General features: G+C 34.8%; 15 protein-coding genes and 1 pseudogene. 5 read left to right on the top strand and 11 right to left on the bottom strand.

Features of this window, described 5'->3' with window-relative positions:
- Positions 1-150: 150 nt before the first annotated feature.
- The 10 genes and pseudogenes from ACFX5E_RS12295 to ACFX5E_RS12250 form a co-directional block, all read right to left on the bottom strand.
- Positions 151-2,898, bottom strand: coding sequence for a gluzincin family metallopeptidase (locus ACFX5E_RS12295; protein ID WP_379855462.1), 2,748 nt, complete (start codon positions 2,896-2,898; stop codon positions 151-153).
- Positions 2,899-3,089: 191 nt separating this feature from the next.
- Positions 3,090-3,818: an LOG family protein gene (locus tag ACFX5E_RS12290; RefSeq protein WP_379855439.1), complete on the bottom strand. Its 729-nt coding sequence runs from the start codon at positions 3,816-3,818 to the stop codon at positions 3,090-3,092.
- Positions 3,819-3,937: 119 nt separating this feature from the next.
- A complete protein-coding gene (gene uvrA / locus ACFX5E_RS12285) occupies positions 3,938-6,769 on the bottom strand; it encodes an excinuclease ABC subunit UvrA (protein WP_379855438.1) in 2,832 nt (943 codons plus the stop codon).
- Positions 6,770-6,916: 147 nt separating this feature from the next.
- Positions 6,917-9,997: a WD40/YVTN/BNR-like repeat-containing protein gene (locus tag ACFX5E_RS12280; protein WP_379855436.1), complete on the bottom strand. Its 3,081-nt coding sequence runs from the start codon at positions 9,995-9,997 to the stop codon at positions 6,917-6,919.
- Positions 9,998-10,149: 152 nt separating this feature from the next.
- Positions 10,150-10,887: a LolA-like protein gene (locus ACFX5E_RS12275; protein ID WP_379855435.1), complete on the bottom strand. Its 738-nt coding sequence runs from the start codon at positions 10,885-10,887 to the stop codon at positions 10,150-10,152.
- A 329-nt stretch (positions 10,888-11,216) separates the two neighbouring features.
- Positions 11,217-13,001, bottom strand: a complete 1,785-nt coding sequence (locus ACFX5E_RS12270) for a chloride channel protein (RefSeq protein ID WP_379855434.1) — start codon at positions 12,999-13,001, stop codon at positions 11,217-11,219.
- Between the two features lie 41 nt (positions 13,002-13,042).
- Positions 13,043-13,711: pseudogene (locus ACFX5E_RS12265) on the bottom strand (DNA alkylation repair protein).
- A 4-nt stretch (positions 13,712-13,715) separates the two neighbouring features.
- Entirely contained in the window at positions 13,716-15,401 is a 1,686-nt protein-coding gene (gene ggt / locus ACFX5E_RS12260; RefSeq protein ID WP_379855433.1) for a gamma-glutamyltransferase, read from the bottom strand.
- Positions 15,402-15,417: 16 nt separating this feature from the next.
- Positions 15,418-17,103, bottom strand: coding sequence for a gamma-glutamyltransferase (ggt, locus tag ACFX5E_RS12255; protein ID WP_379855432.1), 1,686 nt, complete (start codon positions 17,101-17,103; stop codon positions 15,418-15,420).
- Positions 17,100-17,684 (bottom strand): acyl carrier protein phosphodiesterase, encoded by a 585-nt coding sequence (locus tag ACFX5E_RS12250; protein WP_379855431.1) that lies wholly within the window; start codon positions 17,682-17,684, stop codon positions 17,100-17,102. The genes ggt (ACFX5E_RS12255) and ACFX5E_RS12250 overlap by 4 nt, the downstream gene beginning before the upstream one ends.
- A gap of 119 nt (positions 17,685-17,803) precedes the next feature.
- On the opposite strand from ACFX5E_RS12250, the gene glmM reads away from it, so the two are divergent.
- The 4 genes from glmM (at position 17,804) to ACFX5E_RS12230 (ending at position 22,812) form a co-directional block, all read left to right on the top strand.
- Positions 17,804-19,192, top strand: a complete 1,389-nt coding sequence (glmM, locus tag ACFX5E_RS12245; protein WP_379855430.1) for a phosphoglucosamine mutase — start codon at positions 17,804-17,806, stop codon at positions 19,190-19,192.
- Between the two features lie 403 nt (positions 19,193-19,595).
- On the top strand, positions 19,596-20,369 hold the full coding sequence (locus ACFX5E_RS12240) for a membrane metalloprotease (RefSeq protein ID WP_379855429.1): 774 nt from the start codon (positions 19,596-19,598) through the stop codon (positions 20,367-20,369).
- 36 nt (positions 20,370-20,405) lie between these two features.
- Positions 20,406-20,987, top strand: a complete 582-nt coding sequence (locus ACFX5E_RS12235) for a porin family protein (RefSeq protein ID WP_379855428.1) — start codon at positions 20,406-20,408, stop codon at positions 20,985-20,987.
- Positions 20,988-21,324: 337 nt separating this feature from the next.
- Entirely contained in the window at positions 21,325-22,812 is a 1,488-nt protein-coding gene (locus ACFX5E_RS12230) for an aminotransferase class V-fold PLP-dependent enzyme (protein WP_379855427.1), read from the top strand.
- Between the two features lie 95 nt (positions 22,813-22,907).
- Here the strand turns inward: ACFX5E_RS12230 and ACFX5E_RS12225 are convergent, their stop codons facing one another.
- The gene (locus ACFX5E_RS12225; protein ID WP_379855426.1) at positions 22,908-23,777 is read right to left on the bottom strand and encodes a lysophospholipid acyltransferase family protein; all 870 of its coding nucleotides are present in this window, start codon (positions 23,775-23,777) and stop codon (positions 22,908-22,910) included.
- Between the two features lie 116 nt (positions 23,778-23,893).
- Here ACFX5E_RS12225 and ACFX5E_RS12220 point away from each other — a divergent pair, with 116 nt between their 5' ends.
- Positions 23,894-24,532 (top strand): rhomboid family intramembrane serine protease, encoded by a 639-nt coding sequence (locus tag ACFX5E_RS12220; RefSeq protein ID WP_379855425.1) that lies wholly within the window; start codon positions 23,894-23,896, stop codon positions 24,530-24,532.
- Positions 24,533-24,572: the final 40 nt, after the last annotated feature.

The raw sequence follows: 24,572 nt of genomic DNA, 5'->3' as shown, positions 1-24,572 counted from the left end.
AAAAACTAGCTATTTTCATAATTCATTGAAAAAAATATAATTTAATTATTGCAATAAATTGGGTCTAAAACGCAGCTCTTTTTTCATTATATTTATTAAAATAGCTGTTTTAATGATAATTACGTAAATAAAAATCATTTTAGCAATCGATTAGAACCATTTTCGATTAAAAAGATTGATTAATGTTTTTGGTGAAAAAGTAACTAAAAATCTTATTTTTTCATTGTAATTATTCTGCGCTATTTCCCATCCGTTATTAGAATATACAGGGAAATACAATTCGAAATAATCGGTAACCAAATTAAGACGAATACCGCTGTCGTAAACAAATTTTGCATTTTGATACCTGCTTTTAACTAACCCCATATCGCCATAGATTTCAATCCAATTCCAGATATTAAAACTTCCATTTACCGTTGTCATCCATTGATTGGCATAAGGAGTTGCCAATTTAGATTTAAATCCACCTTCCGCTAATATAAACTGCTGACTAAATAGACCGGTACTTTCCGATCTTCCATAATAGCCATAATCAAACAAATAATCCGTAGGTCTGTCTAGTGCAAAACTAAAGAAATCAGAATCGGTTTTATTGTATAAAAAGCTTCCGGCGTACCATCTAAAATTGATTTGGAGGTTATTTTCAAAGAGTTTACGATATTCCAATTCACTTGTAATTTTTCCGAATTCGCCAGAGATTTGGAAGTCTGACATAAAACTGAAATGTTCGGTGACTTCTGTTTTTGAACTAAAGTATTTCGCATCAAAAACCGAATAATTTTCGGTGGAATTATCAACGACAAAGGCACTCTCTTCTCTATTTACCACTACCTGACGCAGCAGTATTAATTGTTTTCTGTTGTCTCTAAAATTTTCTTCTCTGATTCGCATTTGAACCATTGGATTGATCTTGAGGTAATAAGCGTCTGGAGCATAATGAAAATAAGAACTTGAAAAAGAGTATCGTACATTATAAAGTCTGTTTTCTCTATAATTTTGATTAATTGCAAACCCACCAGAACCGGATAAATTATTAGTTTTTGTAGAATAAGATGGATTTATATCAAAAATAAAGGGTTTGTCTAATATCGTTTTGTTGTGTAATCGCAGTCCCGGTGACAAACCATCGTATAAATTATAAGTTAATGTGGGTACATATAAAATTTGATTGTAGTAGGGATCTTCTAAGTCCTTCATAAAATTAAATTTAAAAGGACGATTGTTTGGATAAAAACTGCTTAATGATTTCCAATTATTTCTTAAATTATATTCCGGAACTTCGTTTTTATAATTTAAGACGATTTTATCAGCACTTTTTCTTTCTATTGTAAAACTGCTGTCTATTTCAGGGATATCGAGCCATTTTTTAAAAACAACTTCTCCTTTTTTAATCCCATAAACAGGAATAGGGACTAGAGCTCCTGTTTTACTTTTTACGGAAAAGGTAATACTGTCTTGTGTCCTTGAAAGGCTCGAAAATTTGTAGTCAATGATATCTCGGGAATTGATGATAGTTTTAAAAAACCAGTCAATATCTTTGTTTGTATTTGATTTTAACAGGACTTCAAAATCATTTCTTGATGTTTGTTTTTCCTTGTTTTGAAAGTAAAATTGACGAATGCTATTGTTTACCGTATTTTGGTTTAAATAATCATCCAAAAATAAAAGACTTAGACCCGCACGATATTTACTCGCAATTTGTTCATTGAATTTTATTAAGGTGTTTTTTGGATCTCCTAATGGCTGATCTAAATTTTTCCGGGCCATAAGCATATAAAAATAGCTGTATTGCTCGTTAAAATCTAAGTTGGTCAAATTATAACTTTTCAATAATCTAAATTTAGAAATGCTGCCAAACATCTTCGTATTTGAATGATTTCCTTCAATATATTTCATCATCGCATAAACCTGAATCCCATCATAAATCCAGTTGTCATTTCTAGGATTTAATCGTAAACTATTTTTCAAATACGAATTCAGATAGGTTTTCAAAAATTTAATTTCAAAAATAAATTCATCCGGAAATGGGCTTAAAAAAGAAGGTAATTGATTCAAACCATAAAATGGATTTCTCTCGTAATCGGTTTGCGAAACAATTATTTTTTCATGTGGATATTGGCCAATTTGCTTAGTGACATAAATCATCACACGATCCATAATAATTGCCTTTTGAACTGCACTTATTTTATTTTCTTTAAGATTGGTCAGCACCTCGTTAGTACTGTTTTTAAAACTGATGTAACTGGATTTTGGTTCTATAAAAAGACTGAAATCTGTTCTGTTTTTTCCAGATAATTTATAGATATAAAAACCTTCCCTCTTGATTGGGGTATTATTATTTAAATCGGAAGTAGCTTCTAAAGTAGCAGGAATCTTCAAATCAATATCAAAGTCCGAAACAGCGTTCGAGATATCATCCAGATTGTTGTTGCTGTATCTTATAAAATCATGATTTTCATAGCGCGCAGGAGTTAGGAACCAGTTTTTTAGGTTCATTTCGCCTTTATCATTATAACCGTATTTGGTAAATTTATCGCTTGGAATTTTAACAATATAGGAGAGATGTAAAGTGATTTTTTGGTTTGGAAATAATGTTTGGTCCAATTTAACAACGATAAAATCTGGATTTTTATCAGTTCGTTCGGAAGTAAGTACTAAATGACTTTTATCCGTAATCGTCAAATTTTTGGTATTTCCTCGTTCTTCCTCTTTTGCTAAATGAAAACCTCTGTAAAACTCATCCGAAAAGCGTTTGGCCAATGGAGTATTTTTATCAGAATAGGCATTGTTCCAGTCATTCAAAACAATCGATGTCAAATTATCATTCGACTGATTGAAAAAAGTCAGTTCTTGTTCTACATGTAGCGTTTTAGTCTCTGTATTCAATTCTACAGTCATTGTAGAATGATGTTGTCCATATTGTTTTATTGAAGCCAATAAAACAAGAACTAAAACGATGATTTTATAGAATGATTTCAAGTAAATGATGTAAAATTTAATAAAAAATAAATGTACTTATTATTAAACATTAAATGAAGAAATGTTGGTTCAAAATAAAATAAAAAAAGCTGCTTTTAGGCAGCTTATTCTTAAAAATTGGGAGATAAATCGTATTTTTTATAAAATTTATCTAAAACTTCAACCACCTCATCTTCGGTGTCAACAATTTTAAATAAATTCAAATCTTCCGCGTGAACTGTACCTTCTCTTTCTACTAATACTGTTTTAATCCAATCAATCAAGCCCGACCAAAAACTGGTTCCAACGAGTATAATAGGGAATCGGGCTATTTTTTTTGTCTGAATCAAAGTCATGGCTTCAAACAATTCGTCCATAGTTCCAAAACCTCCTGGCATAACAACAAAACCTTGGGAATATTTGACAAACATTACTTTTCGAACAAAGAAATAATCAAAATTCAAATTTTTGTCACTGTCAATATAAGGATTGTAATGTTGCTCAAATGGCAATACAATGTTCAGTCCTACTGAGGTTCCACCGCCTAAATGTGCACCTTTATTACCTGCTTCCATAATTCCGGGTCCGCCGCCAGTAATCACGCCATAACCCGCTTTACTTATTTTATAGGCAATTTTTTCGGCAAGCAAATAATAATCATGCTCTGGTTTTGTTCTGGCAGAGCCAAAAATAGTTACGCAAGGACCTATGCGTCCCATACTCTCATAACCGTTTACAAATTCGGCCATGATTTTAAAAATCGCCCAACTGTCATTGGTTCTTATTTCGTTCCAAGTCTTTCTTTTTAATCGGTCTTGGATAACTTTATCCTCATCATTATCAAAATCTTCTAATCTCATTTTCTATATTTTATAATCTTATTTTTTTGGATCTTTTTCCTGCTGTACGCTGTATCTTTTGCTTGCAAAAAAGCAAGAAAAAGGATGCCGCTTCCATCAGGGCTAGGGAATCCGAAATACTAAAGTAATTCTTTTTTCAAGAATTGCGCCGTATAGCTTTTTTTATTTTTTATAATTTCCTCTGGAGTTCCTTTGGCAATTAGCTGTCCGCCTCCTTTTCCGCCTTCAGGACCAATGTCAATTATGTAATCTGCCAGTTTGATAACATCCATATTGTGTTCGATAATCAATATCGTATTTCCTTTATCAACCAGTTTATTAATCACTTCCATCAATACTCTAATGTCTTCAAAATGCAAGCCTGTTGTGGGTTCGTCCAGAATATAAAACGTGTTACCCGTATCTTTTTTGGATAATTCTCCAGCCAGTTTGATACGTTGTGCCTCACCGCCGGAAAGCGTTGTGCTTTGTTGCCCAAGTGTAATATAACCCAAACCAACATCCTGGATGGTTTTTACTTTTCTGTAAATCTTCGGAATCATTTCAAAAAACGGAACCGCTTCATCAACCGTCATATTCAAGACATCCGAAATGGATTTCCCCTTGAATCGAATCTCCAATGTTTCTCTGTTAAAACGCTTTCCTTGACAGGTTTCACATTCCACATACACATCAGGTAAGAAGTTCATTTCAATTGTACGAACTCCAGAACCTTGGCAGGTTTCACAGCGTCCTCCTTTTACATTAAAACTAAATCGACCCGCTTTATAACCGCGTATCAAACTTTCAGAAGTCATGGTAAACAGATTTCTGATTTCTGTAAATACTTCGGTATATGTTGCCGGATTCGAGCGTGGCGTTCTGCCAATAGGGCTTTGGTCAATATCAATCACTTTATCGATGTGCTCCAAGCCTTCAATTTTTTTATACGGTTGCGGTTTTTTGACACCGTTGAAATAATACGCATTCAAAATAGGGTAGAGCGTCTCATTAATCAAAGTCGATTTACCACTTCCTGAGACTCCCGTTACGCAAATCATTTTACCCAAAGGCAATTCTATCGAAACGTTTTTCAAGTTATTTCCCGTTGCTCCCGTTAGTTTCAGGAATTTTCCATTTCCTTCTCTACGTTTTTTTGGAACTTCAATTTTCATTTCACCATTCATATACATTGCTGTAATAGTATGATGTTTCAGGATTTCGGCAGGTGTTCCTTTACTGATTATTTCGCCTCCATATTTTCCTGCTTTTGGTCCAATGTCAATTACATAATCCGCACGTTCAATCATGTCTTTATCATGTTCCACCACTATCACCGAGTTTCCAATATCGCGTAATTGTTCGAGTGAATGAATCAGTTTGTCATTGTCTCTTTGGTGTAAACCAATACTTGGTTCATCCAGAATATATAAAACACCAACCAACTGGGAACCAATTTGAGTTGCCAAACGGATACGTTGTGCTTCACCACCCGAAAGTGATTTAGAACTTCGGCTTAAAGCCAAATAATCCAAACCTACATTCATCAAAAAGTTCAATCGGTCCTTAATTTCTTTGATTACTTCCGTTGCGATACGCTTTTGTTTATCTGACAAGTGGTTGTCTAAATCGTAAAACCAAGTCGTCAGATCCGAAATGTCCATATCGCACAATTCGGTAATGTTTTTTCCATTAATTTTAAAGAACTGTGCTTCTTTTTTCAAACGGGAGCCTTCGCAAACCGGACATTTTATTTCGTCCATGAATTCCTTGGCCCAGCGTTTTATACTGGTGGAACCACTTTCGTCATGTTGATTTTTGATGAAATGTGAAATCCCTTCAAAATCAATTTTATATTCTCTGGCAACGCCTAAATCTTTAGAATTGATGGTAAATTTTTCTTTTCCGCCATTCAAAATCATTTCCATCGCTTCCTGGGGAATGGTGCTAACTGGATCCGTTAATTTGAAACCATATTTCTCTCCAATTATTTCCAATTGCTTGAAAATCCAGGATGATTTGTATTCGCCCAAAGGAGCAAAACCACCCGCTTTTATTGATAATTTTGGATTTGGAATAATCTTCTTCGGATTAATTTCATTTACCGTTCCTAATCCGTTGCAATGATCGCAAGCCCCTTTTGGGGAATTGAAAGAAAATAAATTGGGTTCCGGATTCTGATAAGAAATTCCGGTAGAAGGACACATTAAATTCCGACTAAAAAACCTTACTTCATTAGAATCTTGATCCAAAACCATCAACACATTCTCCCCATGATGCATGGCTGTATCAATGCTTTCGGTCAAACGTTTTTCATTTTCAGGCGTATCATCAATAACCATTCTGTCCACAACAATTTCTATATCGTGTGTTTTGTAACGGTCTAATTTCATTCCTAAAGTGATATCCAGTATATCACCATTCACTCTAACTTTAAGAAACCCTTGCTTAGCAATTTGTTGAAAAAGTTCGGCATAATGTCCTTTTCTTGCTCGAATAACCGGTGCCAAAATATTAATGCGTTTTCCTGTAAAATCTTGAATAATCAAATCCTTGATTTGCTCATCAGAATAGGAAACCATTTTTTCGCCGGTATTGTAGCTGTACGCATCAGCGCCACGGGCGTACAATAAACGCAGGAAATCGTAAATTTCAGTGATAGTTCCCACGGTGGAACGCGGACTTTTACTGGTAGTTTTTTGTTCGATGGCAATTACAGGGGAAAGTCCGTCAATTTTATCTACATCGGGTCGTTCCAGACCACCTAGAAATTGACGCGCATAAGCAGAAAAAGTTTCTACATAACGGCGTTGCCCTTCGGCATAAATTGTATCAAAAGCTAAGGAGGATTTTCCAGAACCTGAAAGACCGGTAATCACGACCAGTTTTTCACGAGGAATGGAAACATCTATATTCTTTAAGTTGTGAACGCGAGCGCCTTGAACTTCAATGGTATTGTCTTTGTCTAACATAGTTTTTGCAAATTCCGAATGGTCGGAAGCAAAGTTACCATTTTGATTTATTCTTTCGATACAACAGTTTAGAAGTTTATGTTAAATTAGGATATAAAAAAACGCCAACCTAAGTTAGCGTTTTATTTAAGGAATTTTGATAAAATATTATTCGGTTACAAATTCATTAAAAGGTTTAAGCACAAAGGGAATATTACTTTCTTTTGCTTTCTTTTGATAAGAAGCTTGGTGTTTTGACTTTAACGTTTTAAATTCGTTTATTGAATTATCAAATCGTTCTTTTATTGCTTCCATGTTCTCCAGTTGTGAAGGAGAAGGTGCCGTAAAACTACTGGCGATATTAGAATATAATGCTCCCAATTTTTCTCGTAATTGTGGCTCTGCTGAACCTACATAGTTATCACCAGTTGTCACCACCAATTTGGCTTTTAAATTATCAAAAGCCGTTTTTATTTTGGTAGCTTCTTTTGTATATCCTTTGTCTTTTTCCATAAGTTCGGTTAGCAAACTATTGGTTTGGTCGATTTCATAAACTGTGTAGGCCAACTCCTCGTTCATGTTGAATAATACACGCGTAATTTCTCTTTCTTTTTGACGGTCTGCTACGGAAATACTACTTTTCGGGTCGTTTGCTACTTTTAGCATGTACGTGTAGGTTTCTTTTCCTTTTGTAAGGACCGCTTTGTAGTTTCCTTCGGCTACTCTTGGTGCTGTAAATCCATAATAGGAGAGCGTTTTTCCTGCTGCAATTTTAGGGTTTTTCATGTTGTAATTCCAATTTACAACATTGATCCCTTTTTGTTTACCAGGGGTAAGAGTATTTATTTTGTTACCATTTTCATCTTGAATTTCAAGATCCATTTTTCCTAAAGTATGACGTTTTTTTAGATAATAAATAATCTGGGCACTCGAAGATGGATTATTTCCAACAAATTCCAATTCGGTTGCCGTTGTTCCAAAATTTGACTGTTCTTCTATTACCGCTGGTTTTAAATCAAAGAAATGCAAGTCTTTATTTAATACTACTTGGTTGATTTGGCGTAGTGGACTAATATCATCCAGAATGATAATTCCTCTTCCGTGGGTAGCCATAACCAAATCATTGGTTTTCTTATTTAACTCCATGTAGTGAATCGCTACCGATGGCATTTTGTTTGTAAAATGCGACCAATTGCTTCCGCCATCAATAGTTATATATAATCCTTTTTCGGTTCCTAAAAATAATAAATTTTCATTTATATAGTCTTCTTGAATGTTACGTACAAATCCGTCCACATCAGCCGTGATTATTGATTTCCAGGTTTTACCAAAATCTGTTGTTTTATAGGTGTATGGAGTGTAATCGTTATTGGTATGTCCTTCGAAAACGGCATATGCTGTTCCTTCTCCAAAAACACTGGCTTCAATATGGTAACACCAAGTGTTTTTTGGCAATCCTGTGATATTAGCCACAACATTTGTCCATGTTTTTCCACCATCTTTTGTAACGTGAATATTGCCATCATCACTTCCTGCCCAAATGATATTTTCGTTTAGCGGTGATTCTGCAATGGTGAAAAGTGTACAATGATTTTCGGCTCCCGAGTTATCTTTGGATAAACCTCCCGAGTTTTCCTGATTCATTTTTTTAGGATCGTTTGTTGTTAAATCCGGTGAGATTTTTGTCCAAGTGCGCCCCATATCTTCGGATTTATGAACAAACTGACTTCCTATATAAAGGCGGTTTGTTTGCTTTTTGCTGACTTCCATAGGAGTATTCCAGTTGAAACGCAGTTTAGGATCTCCTTTTATGGCAAGTGGCTGTATAGTAATAAGTTCTTGACTGTCAATATTGAAACGCCAAACGCTTTCGGCTCCTTGCATTTCGCTGTAAATGATGTTTTTTGAAGGGTGTTTCACCACTCTAAAGCCATCTCCATAACCCACTCGAGTCCAGTCTCTTGCTTCAATACCACCCGGACTTTTAGAAGGGCCGTACCAAGAACCATTATCTTGTAATCCACCATATACATTATAAGGTTCATTATCGTCTATACTCACATGATAAAATTGGGAAACGGGTAAATTACTCACCATTTCCATGGTTGAGCCACCGTCCCAGCTTCTATATACACCGCCATCGGTTCCAGAATACATACGATTGCTGTCATTAATATCAAAAGTAACATCGTGAATGTCGCCATGCATATTTCCTAAACTCTTAAAAGTCTTTCCGCCATCTCGGCTAATAGAACCCATTAACCCACCTTTAACAACGATGTCAGCGTTTTTTGGATCTACCACAATTCTTGAAAAGTAAAAAGGACGTACCACCAAACCAAAATCACTGTTTAAATGTTTCCATGTTGTGCCTGCATCATCGGAACGATATAAGCCATTTTTATCACTTTTTTCAGTTTCAAGTACGGAATATAAAATATTTGAATTTGTAGGCGCAACGGCGATTGCGATTCTTCCTAATTTGCCCTGAGGGAAACCATTGTGGATTTTGTTCCATGTTTTTCCGCCATCAATCGATTTGTATAATGCAGATTGTGTCCCACCAGAACTAAATGACCATCCCGTTCTTCGGAATTCCCAAAAGCTGGCATACATGATGTTAGCATTTTTTGGATCCATAATTAGATCCGAACAACCTGTTTTTACATCAACGTAAAATTCTTTTTTCCAAGTGGTTCCGCCGTCTGTAGTTTTATAAATACCTCTTTCTTCGCTGTCTCCCCATAAGGCTCCTAATACACCCACCCATACCACATCACTGTTTTTTGGATCGATTACAATAGAGCTGATACGGTCAGATTTTGGCAATCCCATATTTTTCCAGTTCTGTCCTCCATCTGTAGATTTGTATATTCCGTCACCTACGGATACGCTGTTTCGTGTCCAGGTTTCACCAGTTCCTACCCAAATATTCTGATCAGGTTTTGATGGGTCAATGGCGATACAACCGATAGACTGAATGTGTTCATCGAAAATTGGAGCGAATGAGGCTCCGCCGTCATAACTTTTCCAGACACCACCACCAGCGGTAGCCGTATAGACTATTTTGTTATTGGTTGGATGCATTTCCAAGTCGGTAATACGACCGCTCATCAACGCCGGACCAAGATGTCTTGCGGAAATGTCACCAAATAATTCTTTTCCTTTAAGGATTACTTTTTCTTGTGCATTAATTGTTGATGACACAAAAAGAAGTAAAGTTGCTATTAATAGATTGGTTTTTTTCATACGTAGATAATATTTTTTTATAGGAATAGGTTATGCACCATGAAGAAAAATCGTTAGACACAATTTGTGTTTTAAGAAACATGGCTATTTCATAAAAAGAGTTTTAAAAAAATCCCCAACGCAGGTTGAGGATTGATTGTTATAGCTTGATATTATTGCGCTGGAAAAGCAAAAGCGCTGTCAGCAACAGTAGGGTTTAAAGTTACTTTTTTAATTTTCATATCTTGACCTCCCATATTCATGGCAAATGGAAAAAATACACCATCAACTTCTTGATAATCACTCATTGTTGAAACTGATTTTTGACCTTTCATTGGACCTTGTTTAATCTCTGTTTCTGTGGCTATTGGTAAATAATTTTCAGTGTCAAAATAGTAATAGGATATATCATCCATTTTTACACCTTCAACAGTGACTGGTTTTTTTGTGAATTTTATCTTGAAACATTCCGTACCTTCTTTAGTTTCTTTGCCTATAAATTCTGCTGCGTATCCTTTAGCTTTATAGTCTAACAATGCATCCGGAAAGTCGTTGTTGCTTAGAATAGCATTTGCCGTTGTCTCAGCATCATTTTTTTCCGCTTTCATCGTCATGAAATTAGTATTCCAAATGGTTTTACCGTCCGATGCCATTTGTGTGATTTCTTTTCCTTGTAAAGAAATTTTAACATACATCTTACCTCCAGCTAATTGTACCATTTCAACTGGAATTTCCATACCCTGAGCATTAATGGTCATTTCCATTTTAACACCTTTAAGGGGTTTTAATCTTTCTACACCACCAATAGTTGTAAAGTATTTAGAGATAACTTCATCTGCACTTTGTGCAAAAACAGAAGTACTTACAATAGAAAATAAGAATGCAACGATTGATAATTTTAATGTTTTCATAATTTTTTGTTTGGTTTATTGTGTTAGTATAAATTTATTTTAAAATGTTACAAGATGAAATGATATTCTTGTTAATTAATTTAGAGATTATAATTATGCCTAAAGATATTAAATAATAATGTATGAAAGAAAGAAAATATAATTAGAACATTATGAGATTGTTAGGGACTCAATCAACTATCATATTTCGTCGGAAAGTACATTTTTATTTAATCTTTCGATAGAAAACTTTAGAAGTTTATGTTAAATTAGGATATAAAAAAACGCCAACCTAAGTTAGCGTTTTCTATTCTGTATGTGGATCAATAATATCATTTTAATATTAAAATTTATTCAATAGTCATAGATTTTAATTTGGTTCTATAGGCCTCCAGAGCAACAGATTTAGAGATAAAACCATAGTATTTTCCGTCTTTTAGTACCGGAAGAAATACCACTTTTGCATTTTCAAATTTATTCATTACAATTTCCATACTATCATTAGGAGTAATGATTTCGATGGGTTGAATCATAATTTCTTTTATCAGCGTGTATTTTACTCGATAATGATTAAATATAATCTCTCTGATTGTATTAAAATGAACAATGCCAACCATTTTTTTGTCTTTATCAACTACAGCAAAAATAACCTGATTAGAATGTGAAATTAAATCAACTAACCGTTCTAAATTTTCGTCAGGGGAAACGGTTAAATAATCCGTTTGAATGATGGAATTAGTATCTAATGTCGTTAGAATGTTTGAGTCTTTGTTACTCGTAAACGCATGTCCTTTTGCCGCTAAACTCTTGACGTCCATGGAATGTTTTTCAAAACGTTTTGAAATTGCAAAACTGATAGAGGCAACAATCATAAGAGGAATCATCAAGTTATAACCTCCGGTAATTTCAGCAATCAAGAAGATGGCTGTCAATGGTGCATGAAACAATCCACTTAGAATTCCTGCCATCCCAACCATTGTAAAATTACTGATAGGTAACTTCGTCAATCCCGTTAGATTTAGAAATTTAGAAAAGAAAAACCCCACATATGAACCCAAAAATAGGGAAGGAGCGAAGTTTCCGCCATTACCACCACAACCTAAAGTAATTCCTGTTGCAAAAACTTTCAACATCATTGTTAAACCAACAAATATCAAAAGGGCCCAACTATTATTTCTAAAGCCGCTGAAAAGTGTATTTTCAAGTAATTGACCTGGATCACTTTCAGACAAAGTTTTAATACTCTCATAACCCTCTCCAAAAAGCGTGGGAAAAACAAAGATTATAATTGCCAATATCGAAGAGCCAAATAAGGCTTTTTTATAGGGAGATAATTTAAGTCGGCCAAAAAAATGTTCTACCCTTGCGAAGTTTCGGGAATAATAGACAGAGATAAATCCTGTAAATATACCCAGAAGGATGTAAAAAGGAATGTTGTGAAAATCAAATGTTTGTTGCTGTTTGAAAGACAATAAAATACTTTCATCTAAAACAATTACAGATACTAAGGCACCAGTAGCTGCAGCAATCATAATTGGAGTAAATGCTGAAATACTCACGTCAACAAGCAACACTTCAATTGCAAATAGTACACCGGCAATTGGAGCATTAAAAGCCGCAGCGACACCAGCCGCAACACCGCAACCAATAAGTAAGGTCCTGTCTTTATAACTTAATTTGTATCGCTGGGCATAATTAGATCCAAAAGCGGCACCAGTAATCACAATTGGGCTTTCTAAACCAGCTGAACCTCCTAAGCCAACGGTAAGCGAGCTCGTAATGATTTGAGCATACATCTGCTTTTTTGGAATGATACTCGCTTTTTTTGCAACAGTATATAAAATCTGTGAAGTTCCCTTCTCAATTGTGCCTCCCAGAACTTTTTTGACTACAAAAATAGTCAAGAGTATTCCAATTATTGGTAAAATACTATTGATGAAGCTTAATTTTAAAATACCATTAATATAAGTCGCAAAAGAGAACACCCAGTGAGCAAATGATTTTAAAACTATTACAGCAAAAGCGGATGAGATACCAACCAAAACAGCAGATAAAAATATAAACTGCTTTGGCGTTAAAATAGATTGTGCAAAAGCGATTACGATTTCTAATTTCGAGAGATATTTTTTGAACATTCTATTTTTTTAAAGAGTGCTAAAGTACAATTATTATAAGCTCAATTACTGTTTTTTAATGCTTCTTTTGTGCTCAAAGGCATTAAATTATTATTATAAACAAAATTTTTCACTTCTTCGGGATTTGACTTTGCATATTTTCTTAACGCCCAGCCAATAGCTTTTTGAATGAAAAATTCTTTAGACATTTTGTGTTTATTACATTCAACTTTTGATATGTCAAAGTTTGTCTTTTGTTTATAGTTTAATTGAAATAGAATTGCGCTTCGATTCAGCCATATACTTTCTGAATTTGAAAATCGCGCAATTACATTTTTGGTTTCTAACGGAAATTCCAAGAGATATTCACCCAAAATGTACTTTGCAATTGTATCCACACTGTCCCACCAAGCATTGTTGCTTATCAGTTTTTCAATCAGTTGAATATCTTCTTTTTTATAATTCCCCTTGAGTCCTTTTATTAAAATTTCAATGGCACAATAATGAAACTCTCGTTGTGATTTATAAAATAATTCTAATGCAATTTCTCTTGTATTTTCAGCAACCTCGTTTTTCTTTTATTTCCAAATTTCCTTGAAAATAAGTCTTCTGTCCTCGGTTTTTATTCCAAAAAAAGGAAAGTTGTTCTTCATGTATTTTGCCATCGCAAAAGCATTTTCGGCGTTACTGTTTTTTTTGAAAGCTAATTCCAGGGTGTTTATAAAACTCATCTGTCTAAAATCCAACTGCTTTATCATCTCCTCTGAAATCGGCTCCTCCTTCCAAAGTTTTATTTGGCAAAGCCAAAATCGCATCTACTTTACCAATCACTGGTGTTGTTTTTTCATTGATAAGATATCCTTTTGATTTCAAGGCTTCAAAGGTTTTACTATCGAAAGTGTTCGGTTCAAAAGTAATAAGATCAGGAAGCCATTGATGATGAAAACGAGGTGCATTTACCGCTTGCTGCATGCTTAAACGATACTCGTAAACATTTAATATTGTTTGTAAAACTGAAGTGATAATCGTTGACCCTCCCGGTGAACCCAAAACCATAAATAATTTTCCGTTTTTCTCGACAATTGTTGGAGTCATAGAACTCAACATTCGTTTTTGTGGTGCAATGCTGTTGGCTTCGTTTCCTACCAACCCAAACATATTTGGTTCACCTGGTTTGGCACTGAAATCATCCATTTCATTGTTTAGGAAAAAGCCCAATTCATCACAATAATATTTAGAACCATAACCGTCGTTTAATGTTGTAGTTGACGAAACTGCATTACCAAACTGATCCACAATAGAATAATGGGTAGTCTCCATACTCTCGTTATAATTTACTTTTCCTTCTTTTATTTCCGATGATAGAGTGGCTTTCTTGAAACTGAAATTTGACATTCTCTTTTTCAAATAGTCATCTGACATTAATTCCTTTAAGGGTATTTTTACAAAATCAGGATCACCCAGATAATAACTTCTGTCGGCATACGCCCTTCTTTCGGCTTCTACAATCACTTGAATGGCTTCTGTTGAATTATGTCCCATTTTAGCCAGATCAAAAGGCACTATCATTTTGAATATTTCAGCCAGACAAATTCCGCCGCTGCTTGGTGGAGGCATGGAGATTACCTTTAAATCCTTGTAGTCAAAAGTTAGTGGTGTTCTCCATTTAGCTTCGTATTTGGCCAAATCTTCCAAGGTGATTATCGCTCCTTTTTCCTGAAGATATTTTACTAATATTTCAGCAGTTTTCCCTTTGTAAAATTCATCTCTTCCATTTTTTGAAATCCTTTTTAAGGTAGCCGCTAATGCAGGATATTTTATAAAGTCATTTTCTTTAAAAACAGCAGAAAATAAAGAATTTGGCCCGTTTTTTTTCAATATTTCAGCTTTATAATCATTAAATCGAAGTTCTTGTTTTTTGGTAACAATGACACCTCTTTCTGCTAACTCAATTACGGGTTTCAATATTTCTTCGATAGGCAAGGAACCTAGTTTTCTATATACTTCAAATACACCTGCAATAGTTCCCGGTATCCCAATGGCGAGTGCTGTAGTTGTACTTTTTCCTTTTATAACATTTCCTTTTTCGTCAAGAAACATATCTTTCGTGGCTGCTAATGGCGCTTTTTCTCGGTAATCCAAAGAACCAATTTCGCCATTTGCTTTTCGATAGACCATGAAACCGCCTCCGCCAAGATTACCTGCAAACGGGTAAGCAACTGCAAGAGCCAATTCGGTTGCCACCATCGCATCAAAAGCATTACCGCCTTTTCTCATGATTTCGACACCTATTTTTGAAGCTTCTTCCCGTGCCGAAACTACCATTGCCTTATCAGCAAATAGTCCTGTGGGCTTTATCATTACATTTTGGGTTTTACAACCAATAGAAAAAACACTCAATAGAATAATAATTTTTTTCATTCGAAATAGTATAAATTTAAAAACCAACAGCTTTATTATCACCTCTTTTATCTGCGCCACCTTCCAGTTTGCCATTTGGAAGAACTAAAACAGCATCTACTTCACCAATGATTTCTTTGTTTTTTTCATTGATAATATATCCCTTTTTCTTCAAGTTGTTCAATAATTCTTTATCGAAAGAATTGGGTTCAAAAGTAACTTCATCAGGCAGCCATTGATGATGAAATCTAGGAGCATTTACTGCATCCTGCATGCTTAAGCCAAATTCATAAACATTCAATATCGTCTGTAAAACCGACGTAATAATCGTTGAACCTCCCGGAGTTCCTACAACCATGAAAAGTTTCCCTTCTTTCTCTACAATTGTTGGAGACATGGAACTCAGCATTCTTTTTTCGGGAGCGATGCTGTTAGCTTCGGTTCCTGTAAGTCCATATAAGTTTGGAACTCCGGGTTTAGCGCTAAAATCATCCATTTGATTGTTTAAAAAGAAACCCAATTCATCGCAATATATTTTAGAACCATAATTGTCATTTAATGTGGTGGTTACCGATACTGCATTCCCTTTTGAATCCACAATAGAATAATGGGTCGTTTGTTTGCTCTCATATCCTTTGATTTCCCCATTAGCGATATCCGAAGATTTTGAAGCTTTATCGAACGAAAAATCGCTCATTCTTTTTTCTAAATAGGCTGGATCGACTAATTCTTTTATCGGAAGCTTTACAAAATCAGGATCACCCAAGAAATAATTCCGATCAGCATACGCTCTTCGTTCCGCTTCCGTTATTACCTGAATCGTTTTTTGACTGTTATGACCCATTTGTGAAAGGTTGTAAGGCTCAATCATTTTCATAATTTGATTCAAACAAATCCCGCCGCTGCTTGGGGGAGACATAGAGGTAATCTTTAATTCTTTGTATTGAAATGTAATGGGAGCTCTCCATTTAGCCTGATATTTTTTTAGATCTTCCATTGTTACATTTCCGCCCTTTTTAGCCAAAAAAGCAACTAATTTTTGAGCAGTTTCTCCATTGTAAAATTCATCACGACCGTTTATGGCAATTCGTTTTAATGTTGCTGCCAATGCTGGATATTTGATAGTATCATTTTCCTTGTATTCTTTCGAAAACAAACTGTTACGCCCGTTAGCCTTGATGAAAGAAGCTCTGTAATCAGCTAAACTTTGCGCTTGAAATTTAGTGACAATAACACCTCTTTCTGCCAAAGCGATTATAGGTTTTAAAATTTCACTTATAGGTAAAGAACCATATTTTTTATGTACTTCAAATATTCCTGCAATTGTACCGGGTATTCCAGATGCCAAAGCAGTTTCTGTACTTTTACCTTCAATTACATTTCCATTTTTATCCAGATACATATCTTTGGTAGCGGCCAAAGGTGCTTTTTCTCTGTAATCTATAGCGCCTGTTTTGCCATTGGCTTTTCTGAAAACCATGAAACCACCTCCGCCAATATTTCCCGCCTGTGGATGTGAAACTGCTAAAGCCAGTTCAGTGGCTACCATAGCATCAAATGCATTTCCGCCCTTTTTCATGATTTCAACTCCTATCTGTGAAGCTTCCTCGCGAGCAGAAACCACCATCGCTTTTGAAGTTACTAAACCAGTTGGTTCAACAGTTTTTTCATTCGATTTGCAACCCAAAACAGTAAAGGCAAGGAGAAAAAGTATTTTTTTCATAAGGTCATTATTTTATCATTCGAAAATAGTATTAATTCTTTAAAAAACTCGGTAAACTCAGTTTCAAATTCTGAATAAAATTCCGAAAGTTCATTGGTGGCAAAACGCATTTTGGATTCATTATTAGTTCGATGATCCATTTGTGTCAAAATTCGATTGATTCCTTCCACTGTTTGATAACTCACCAGCCAATTATGTTCAATCATATAGGGCATAATTCCTTTGGTTCTTTCGGAAAGAATGTCATTATTATCATATAAAGATTGATAAAACCGATCTACAAAAATCTTTAGTTTCTCATCAGAATATTTGGCCCAGTTTTTTGCCAAAAAATGATCGTAGAAAACATCTACGATTACACCCGCATAATGATGGTAATTTTCATGCAGGCGTTTGGTGCTTTTTCTGAATGTGGGATGCGCATCCGTAAAAGTGTCAATCGCACGGTGAAGAATGATTCCTTTTTGAACATCAGTGGGATAACTTTCAAAATGTTTCCCCCGAATTCCATCGGCCATAAAATTGCCAATTTTTATTAAATCATTATCGCCAGAAAGGTATATGTGTGCTAGAAAATTCATTCGCCTAATTTAGGAATTTAAATGATGAATTTTGAATTCAAAATGACTTTTATAAACCGTCAATTATTATATTTGTGAGCAATTTAAAATTTATAATTCAAAAATTAAAATAATAATCAATGACTTTAATAAAATCAATATCAGGAATTCGTGGAACTATTGGCGGGAAAGTAGGGGATAATCTTACTCCGGTTGATGCGGTTAAATTTGCTTCGGCGTATGGAACTTGGTTGAAAAAATATATTGGTAAAGAAAAAATAACGGTAGTTGTAGGTCGTGACGCCCGTATTTCGGGACCAATGATTCACAATTTAGTAGTAAACACTTTAATTGGTTTAGGAATTGACGTGATTGATTTGGGGCTTTCAACAACACCAACTGTTGAAGTGGCTGTTCCTCTTGAAAAAGCGGAAGGTGGAATTATTCTTACTGCTTCCCACAATCCAAAACAATGGAATGCCTTGAAATTATTGAATGAAAAAGGAGAATTCTTAAACGGAGAAGAAGGCTTAAAAATTCTAGAAATTGCTGAAGAGGAAGCTTTCGATTTCTCGGATGTGGATGATTTGGGAGCCATTATGATTAATGATGCGTACATGGATATTCATATTGATGAAGTATTGAATTTGCCTTTGGTAGATGTTGATGCAGTGAAAGCGGCTAAATTCAAAGTGGTAGTTGATGGCGTAAATTCTTCGGGTGGAATTATTATACCAAGATTGTTAGAGTTAATGGGTGTTGAAGTGGTAGAATTATACTGTGAACCAAACGGTCATTTTCCTCATAACCCGGAACCTTTAAAAGAACATTTGACTGATATTTCGGAATTGGTTGTCAAAGAAAAAGCTGATTTAGGAATTGTCGTTGATCCTGATGTGGATCGCTTGGCTTTCATTTGCGAAGATGGAGAAATGTTTGGTGAAGAATATACATTAGTAGCTTGCGCCGATTATGTATTGAGTAAAACACCGGGAAATACCGTTTCTAATATGTCGTCTTCCCGTGCGTTACGCGATGTGACCAATGCACATAACGGAAATTACGAAGCCAGTGCCGTAGGTGAGGTTAACGTAGTCGAGTTGATGAAAAAAAATAATGCCGTAATTGGTGGCGAAGGAAACGGCGGAATCATTTATCCGGAACTGCATTACGGTCGTGATAGTTTGGTGGGAGTGGCGCTATTCTTAACGCATTTGGCCAACAAAAAAATGACAGTTTCTGCTTTGCGTGCTTCGTATCCGGAATATTATATGAGCAAAAACAAAATCGAATTGACGCCACAAATTGATGTGGATGCGATTCTTGTTGCCATGACGGAGAAATACAAAAATGAAGATATTACTACTATTGACGGAGTAAAAATTGACTTTGCTGAAAATTGGGTTCACCTAAGAAAATCGAACACAGAGCCAATTATTCGTATATATACGGAAGCGGCTTCACAAGAAAAAGCGGATGCTTTGGCATTACGAATCATTGACGAAATTAAAGCAGTAGCTGGAATTTAAAATCACTTTTCCTAACAGAATAAAACCCTTTCAAATTCTATTTTGAAAGGGTTTTGTTTTATCAAACTTGATTACTTATCGAAAATTAATTATTGCTTCATTCAATAAAAAATTGCTGGTTGGTGCTTATTTGCAAATGCTTTTTAGTCAGTAGATTAGAAATAATTCATTTAAAAAGTCTTTCATAATCATACTAATTCCTTTAAATAGAAGTTTGTCTAATAATGAAAACGAATAATTTTCTAATTTTTTGGGATTTAAATCCAACTGACACTTTATTTCGTAAATCAACAACGGATTTTTGATTCTATTATGTTGTCAAAAAAGTATAGCGTTAGCTGATGGAATTATTTGAGTTTTAAACTGAAGAATGAATTAATAATTAATAATTAAAAAATAAAAATTGAAAAAAATATTTGCAATACTAACAGTTGGTTTTTTCCTATTTGTATCCTGTTCAAAAGAAGATGATCCCATTGATAACTCAGTCACAGTAAATCCTAATACGAATAAACAGGCAACTGGAAGTTCATCTAATGATTTATTGTCTGATAAAACATTTAAAAGTACCATTATTGAAGTGGTATATGTAGCCGGTTTTGAACCAACAACTGCTACAATAAACAACTTCGTTGCATTTCTGGAAGCCAGAACCTATAAACCTGGAGGAATCAGTGTAATTAAAAGAGCAATTGCCTCACCTGGAAACGCTCCTTACACAATTGAAGAAATCGCAGCTATTGAAGATGCCAACAGAACAAAATACAATACTGCAAATCAAATCGCGATATGGGCATTTTTTGCTGATGGACAATCAACGAGTGACACCAGCACAAGTGTTATTTTAGGAACAGCTTATAGAAATACTTCATTTGTCATTTATGAACAAACAGTTCAAGGCTTAAGTGACAGCCCATTTGAACCCAACAGAACTTTATTAGAAACAACAGTAATCACCCATGAGTTTGGACATATTCTGGGCCTTACAAATCTTGGTGCAACATTACAAAGTAATCATGAAGATGCTGCACATCCAAAGCATTGTAATGTCGAAAGTTGCCTGATGTTTTGGTCATCAGAAACAGGTAAAGGTATTACTAATATGGTATCAGGAGGTACAGCACCACAACTGGATGCGCAATGTATTGCAGATCTTCGTGCCAATGGGGGAAAATAAAATCAATTTAATTTAATAATTCAAAACAATAATTTTATGAAAAAACAGAATTTAATAATCGCTTTATTTTTTGGGATGGTAGCATCAATAAGCGCACAAAATAGAACTACTCCTAAATCAAACGCAGGTATAAAAGGAGGTTATAATTTAGCTGCTGTAAATTATGATGGCGAAGGTGAAACAGGACAGCGTCATGGATTTCACATTGGTGTTTATGGAGAGGAATTTTTAAGCGAAAATTTTTCTATTCAACCAGAATTAATGTATTCTCAACAAGGATATGAGATAAAGAACAGTAGCGGGACCTTTACCCAAAAGCTGAATTATATCAATTTACCGGTAATGCTTAAAGCGTATCCGTCTAAAAACTTCTTTCTTGAAGCGGGTCCGCAAGTAGGATTGGCTATTTCTCATAAAGAAGAGTACGATGGTTTGTTTAGTAGTTCACAAGAATACGACCCTAATAATTTTGATTGGGGAATGAACTTTGGAGGAGGTTTTAAAACTAATTCAGGTGTAAGCTTGGGAGTTAGATACCACTTAGGTTTAGGTGATTTGTATGACCAAGGGAAAGCGCACAACAGAGTTTGGCAGTTTTCAGTAGGGTTTGATTTATAAACCCAACGGTTATAAAATAAAAAATCCTTTCAGAGTGTAAACTTTTGAAAGGATTTTGTTTTTAAGCTGAACTTGTTTTTAGTTTTTGGAGCGAATGATTGGGGCTTTTTCAGGAATAATGTTCCCGTTTTACGTTTCAATCTTTCTAGTCCTGAAACAAGTTCAGGACTAGAAAGGATTTTCACTGCAACCGGGGCTAAATTGGGAAAGATTGTTGTTTTTTTGGGCGCGGTTTAGAAATTCAAACTGTCCCGTTTCAAAAGCGGCCATCCAAATAAATTTCTAATTTCAGAAATTCCAAGAAAACCTATATCTTTGAACTCAAATTAAGAATACAATGAATACCACAGAAACTCCAACTCAATTAGAACAATACTTCCAACAGTTTCGCAAGAACATTATTGGAATCAATCAAAAATTTGAAACACCTTACGGGGAGCAACAAATTATTTATACGGATTGGACAGCCAGTGGTCGTTTGTATCGCCCTATTGAGGAAAAATTGATGAATGAATTTGGTCCTTTTGTTGCCAATACTCATACAGAAACTACTGTGTCCGGTACAGCAATGACTAAGGCATATCATCAGGCACGTCACATTATCAAACATCATGTCAATGCAAATAGTGACGATGTTTTAATAACCGATGGAACCGGAATGACAGGTGTTGTGAATAAATTCCAGCGTATTTTAGGATTAAAAGTCCCAGAAAATCTGAAAGATTTTATCACAATTCCAGTCGAAAAAAAGCCAGTTGTTTTTATTTCTCACATGGAACATCATTCCAATCAAACCTCTTGGTTAGAAACTATTGCTGATGTTGCCGTAATTCCGTCCACTGAAGATGGTTTGTTCAGTATTGAAAATTTAGAAATACTGCTTGAAAAATATAAGGACAGAAGTTTCAAAATTGCTTCAATTACTTCTTGCTCTAATGTTACCGGAATTAGAACGCCCTATCATGAAGCAGCAAAATTGATGCATCAACATAACGGACTTTGTTTTGTGGATTTTGCCTGTTCAGGACCTTATGTAAAAATAGACATGCATCCCGAAGATCCGGAAAGTTATCTGGACGCAATTTTCTTTTCCCCACACAAGTTTCTTGGCGGACCCGGGACTTGCGGTATTTTAGTATTCAATAAAAAATTATATCAGAATTTAGTGCCTGATTGTCCTGGAGGCGGAACCGTAAGTTGGACTAACCCTTGGGGAGAACACAAATACATAGATAATATTGAAGACAGGGAAGATGGTGGAACTCCAGGTTTTCTTCAAGTCATAAAAACCGCATTGGCTGTTCAGTTGAAAGAGCAAATGGGGATTGATAATATCCTGAAACGCGAGCACGAGATCGTGGATTATATTTTTGAATCATTAGGAAATATACCAAACATTAAAATTCTTGCCGGTCAACATCATGATAGGTTAGGGGTAATTTCTTTTTTTATTGAAAACCTGCATTTTAATTTGGGCGTAAAATTGCTGAATGATAAATTCGGAATTCAAACACGTGGCGGTTGCAGTTGCGCCGGAACTTACGGGCATTTTCTGTTGCATGTGGACCAGGAAACATCCCATAAATTGATTGACGAAATTACTTTGGGCGATTTAATCAGAAAACCGGGTTGGATCAGAATGTCGATTCATCCAACAACTACAAATGCTGAAATTGAATTCGTCTGTAACGGAATAAAAGCATTGGCAGAAAACCATAAAACTTGGGCTTTGGATTATGATTATAATCCTCTTACTAATGAATTTATAAACAAACAGGCAAAACCATTAGAAGATGAATTGGTAAAAAGCTGGTTTTTATTATAAGAGTTGAGGTTTTAAGAAACTAAAAAAAGCACATATTATAAACGCTATTGTTTATAATATGTGTTTTTTTTTTAACTGGAAACTGCGACTGAACACTATTTCCTGTGTTTCCATCTTTTATGGGTCCAGAAATAATATTGGGGTGCATCGTTAATTTGTTTTTCTACTTCTTTTATGAAGGTATGCGTAATTCCAAAATCCGGAACTGACTTAGGATTGTCTGTGATAGGGACGAAGGTCGCTTCATAATACCCTCTTTTGACCTTTTTTACTTTTACAAAAACGACACTCAAATCATATTTTTTTGCAATCATTTCGGCACCGGTATGCACCGGAACTTCAACACCCATAAAGGTGTCCCAATGAAATATTCTATCAAATTTTGGGGATTGATCACTGGCTAATCCATAAATACATAAAATTCCTTGTTTTTGGTTTTTTGCTATTAAAGGAATAGTTTCTCTAGTTACAACTAATTCAGCATCATATTTTGACCGAATATCTCTTATAAGTTTATCGAAATATTTATTGGCTATTTTTTTATATACTCCGATTCCGCGGAATGATGTTTTATCATTAAGCGTTATCAACCATTCCCAACTTGCATAATGGGAGGCTAATAATACAATACTTTTTCCTTTCTTTTCATATTCCTTAATAACTTCCAGATTTGTTATTACGAATCTCTTGTTCATTTCTTCCGATGAAATGGTCATGGTTTTTATCATTTCCATGAACATATCGCATAAATGCTGATACGATTTTTTCTCAATATCAAGACGCTCCTTAGGACTAAGATGAGGTAATGCTAAAGCTAAATTTTCTCTAACAGTTTTCTTTCGGTAACCAATAATATAATAGACTATGAAATAGACTATATCCGAGAGCAAATAAAAAATACGAAAAGGAAGAATGGAAACAATCCAAAGAAAAGGATAGGCTATTGTAAATATAAGAAATTGCATTCAGTAAATTTTTCTTGCAAATATAAGTCAAAAATGAATATCCATATAAATTTTGAACACTTACTAGTGAGATCTAAGAGAATCACTACATTTACAATTCACAATAAACAGACTTTATGAATGCCATTTTAATAGGAATAATAGTTGCCAATGTACTGATGAGTTATAAAGGTTTTAATGATCTTTCTTTTTTTAGAAAATATGAATTTCATGTGGGCAGTATTCGTGCAGGAGAGCAAATTCGAATGTTTTCATCAGGATTTCTTCATGCAGATTTCCCACATTTGATTTTTAATATGTTGACGCTATATTTTTTTGCACCGGTTGTTATTGATCATTTGGGGGATTTCTCTTTTGCTTTGATTTATATCGGGAGTTTGATTTTCGGAAGTTTATTGACCATGCTTTTGCATAAAAATGATTATAGCTATAGAGCAGTTGGAGCATCGGGAGCTGTGACTGGAGTTTTATATTCGGCCATTTTATTACAACCGGATATGATGTTGGGTATATTTTTCGTTATTCCTATACCCGCTTATCTTTTTGGAATTCTTTACCTGATGTATTCTATTTATGGTATGAAAGCCAAGAATGATAACATTGGTCATACCGCTCATTTTGGAGGTGCTATTGGAGGTTATGTGATTACATTGATAAAAGAGCCTCAATTGTTCGTAGATCACACCTTAATGGTAGTTTTATTAGCTATTCCTATAGTTATTCTTTTTGTGATGGAAAAGATGGGGAAACTATAAGTAATGGCACAGCTTTTGAAAGAATAGTAAAACAAAAAAC

The sequence above is a fragment of the Flavobacterium xylosi genome (genome assembly GCF_042787345.1).
GTDB classification, from domain to species: Bacteria; Bacteroidota; Bacteroidia; order Flavobacteriales; family Flavobacteriaceae; genus Flavobacterium; species Flavobacterium xylosi.
Note: the sequence above shows the minus strand (reverse complement) of the source record. Positions and strands in the feature narration are given on the sequence as shown.

What these genes read in the sequence shown, in the direction of transcription:
- ACFX5E_RS12295 (WP_379855462.1), bottom strand. Translation starts at nt 2,898, where the DNA reads ATGACTGTAGAATTGAATACAGAGACTAAAACGCTACATGTAGAACAA.
- ACFX5E_RS12290 (WP_379855439.1), bottom strand. Translation starts at nt 3,818, where the DNA reads ATGAGATTAGAAGATTTTGATAATGATGAGGATAAAGTTATCCAAGAC.
- uvrA (WP_379855438.1), bottom strand. Translation starts at nt 6,769, where the DNA reads ATGTTAGACAAAGACAATACCATTGAAGTTCAAGGCGCTCGCGTTCAC.
- ACFX5E_RS12280 (WP_379855436.1), bottom strand. Translation starts at nt 9,997, where the DNA reads ATGAAAAAAACCAATCTATTAATAGCAACTTTACTTCTTTTTGTGTCA.
- ACFX5E_RS12275 (WP_379855435.1), bottom strand. Translation starts at nt 10,887, where the DNA reads ATGAAAACATTAAAATTATCAATCGTTGCATTCTTATTTTCTATTGTA.
- ACFX5E_RS12270 (WP_379855434.1), bottom strand. Translation starts at nt 13,001, where the DNA reads ATGTTCAAAAAATATCTCTCGAAATTAGAAATCGTAATCGCTTTTGCA.
- ggt (WP_379855433.1), bottom strand. Translation starts at nt 15,401, where the DNA reads ATGAAAAAAATTATTATTCTATTGAGTGTTTTTTCTATTGGTTGTAAA.
- ggt (WP_379855432.1), bottom strand. Translation starts at nt 17,103, where the DNA reads ATGAAAAAAATACTTTTTCTCCTTGCCTTTACTGTTTTGGGTTGCAAA.
- ACFX5E_RS12250 (WP_379855431.1), bottom strand. Translation starts at nt 17,684, where the DNA reads ATGAATTTTCTAGCACACATATACCTTTCTGGCGATAATGATTTAATA.
- glmM (WP_379855430.1), top strand. Translation starts at nt 17,804, where the DNA reads ATGACTTTAATAAAATCAATATCAGGAATTCGTGGAACTATTGGCGGG.
- ACFX5E_RS12235 (WP_379855428.1), top strand. Translation starts at nt 20,406, where the DNA reads ATGAAAAAACAGAATTTAATAATCGCTTTATTTTTTGGGATGGTAGCA.
- ACFX5E_RS12230 (WP_379855427.1), top strand. Translation starts at nt 21,325, where the DNA reads ATGAATACCACAGAAACTCCAACTCAATTAGAACAATACTTCCAACAG.
- ACFX5E_RS12225 (WP_379855426.1), bottom strand. Translation starts at nt 23,777, where the DNA reads ATGCAATTTCTTATATTTACAATAGCCTATCCTTTTCTTTGGATTGTT.
- ACFX5E_RS12220 (WP_379855425.1), top strand. Translation starts at nt 23,894, where the DNA reads ATGAATGCCATTTTAATAGGAATAATAGTTGCCAATGTACTGATGAGT.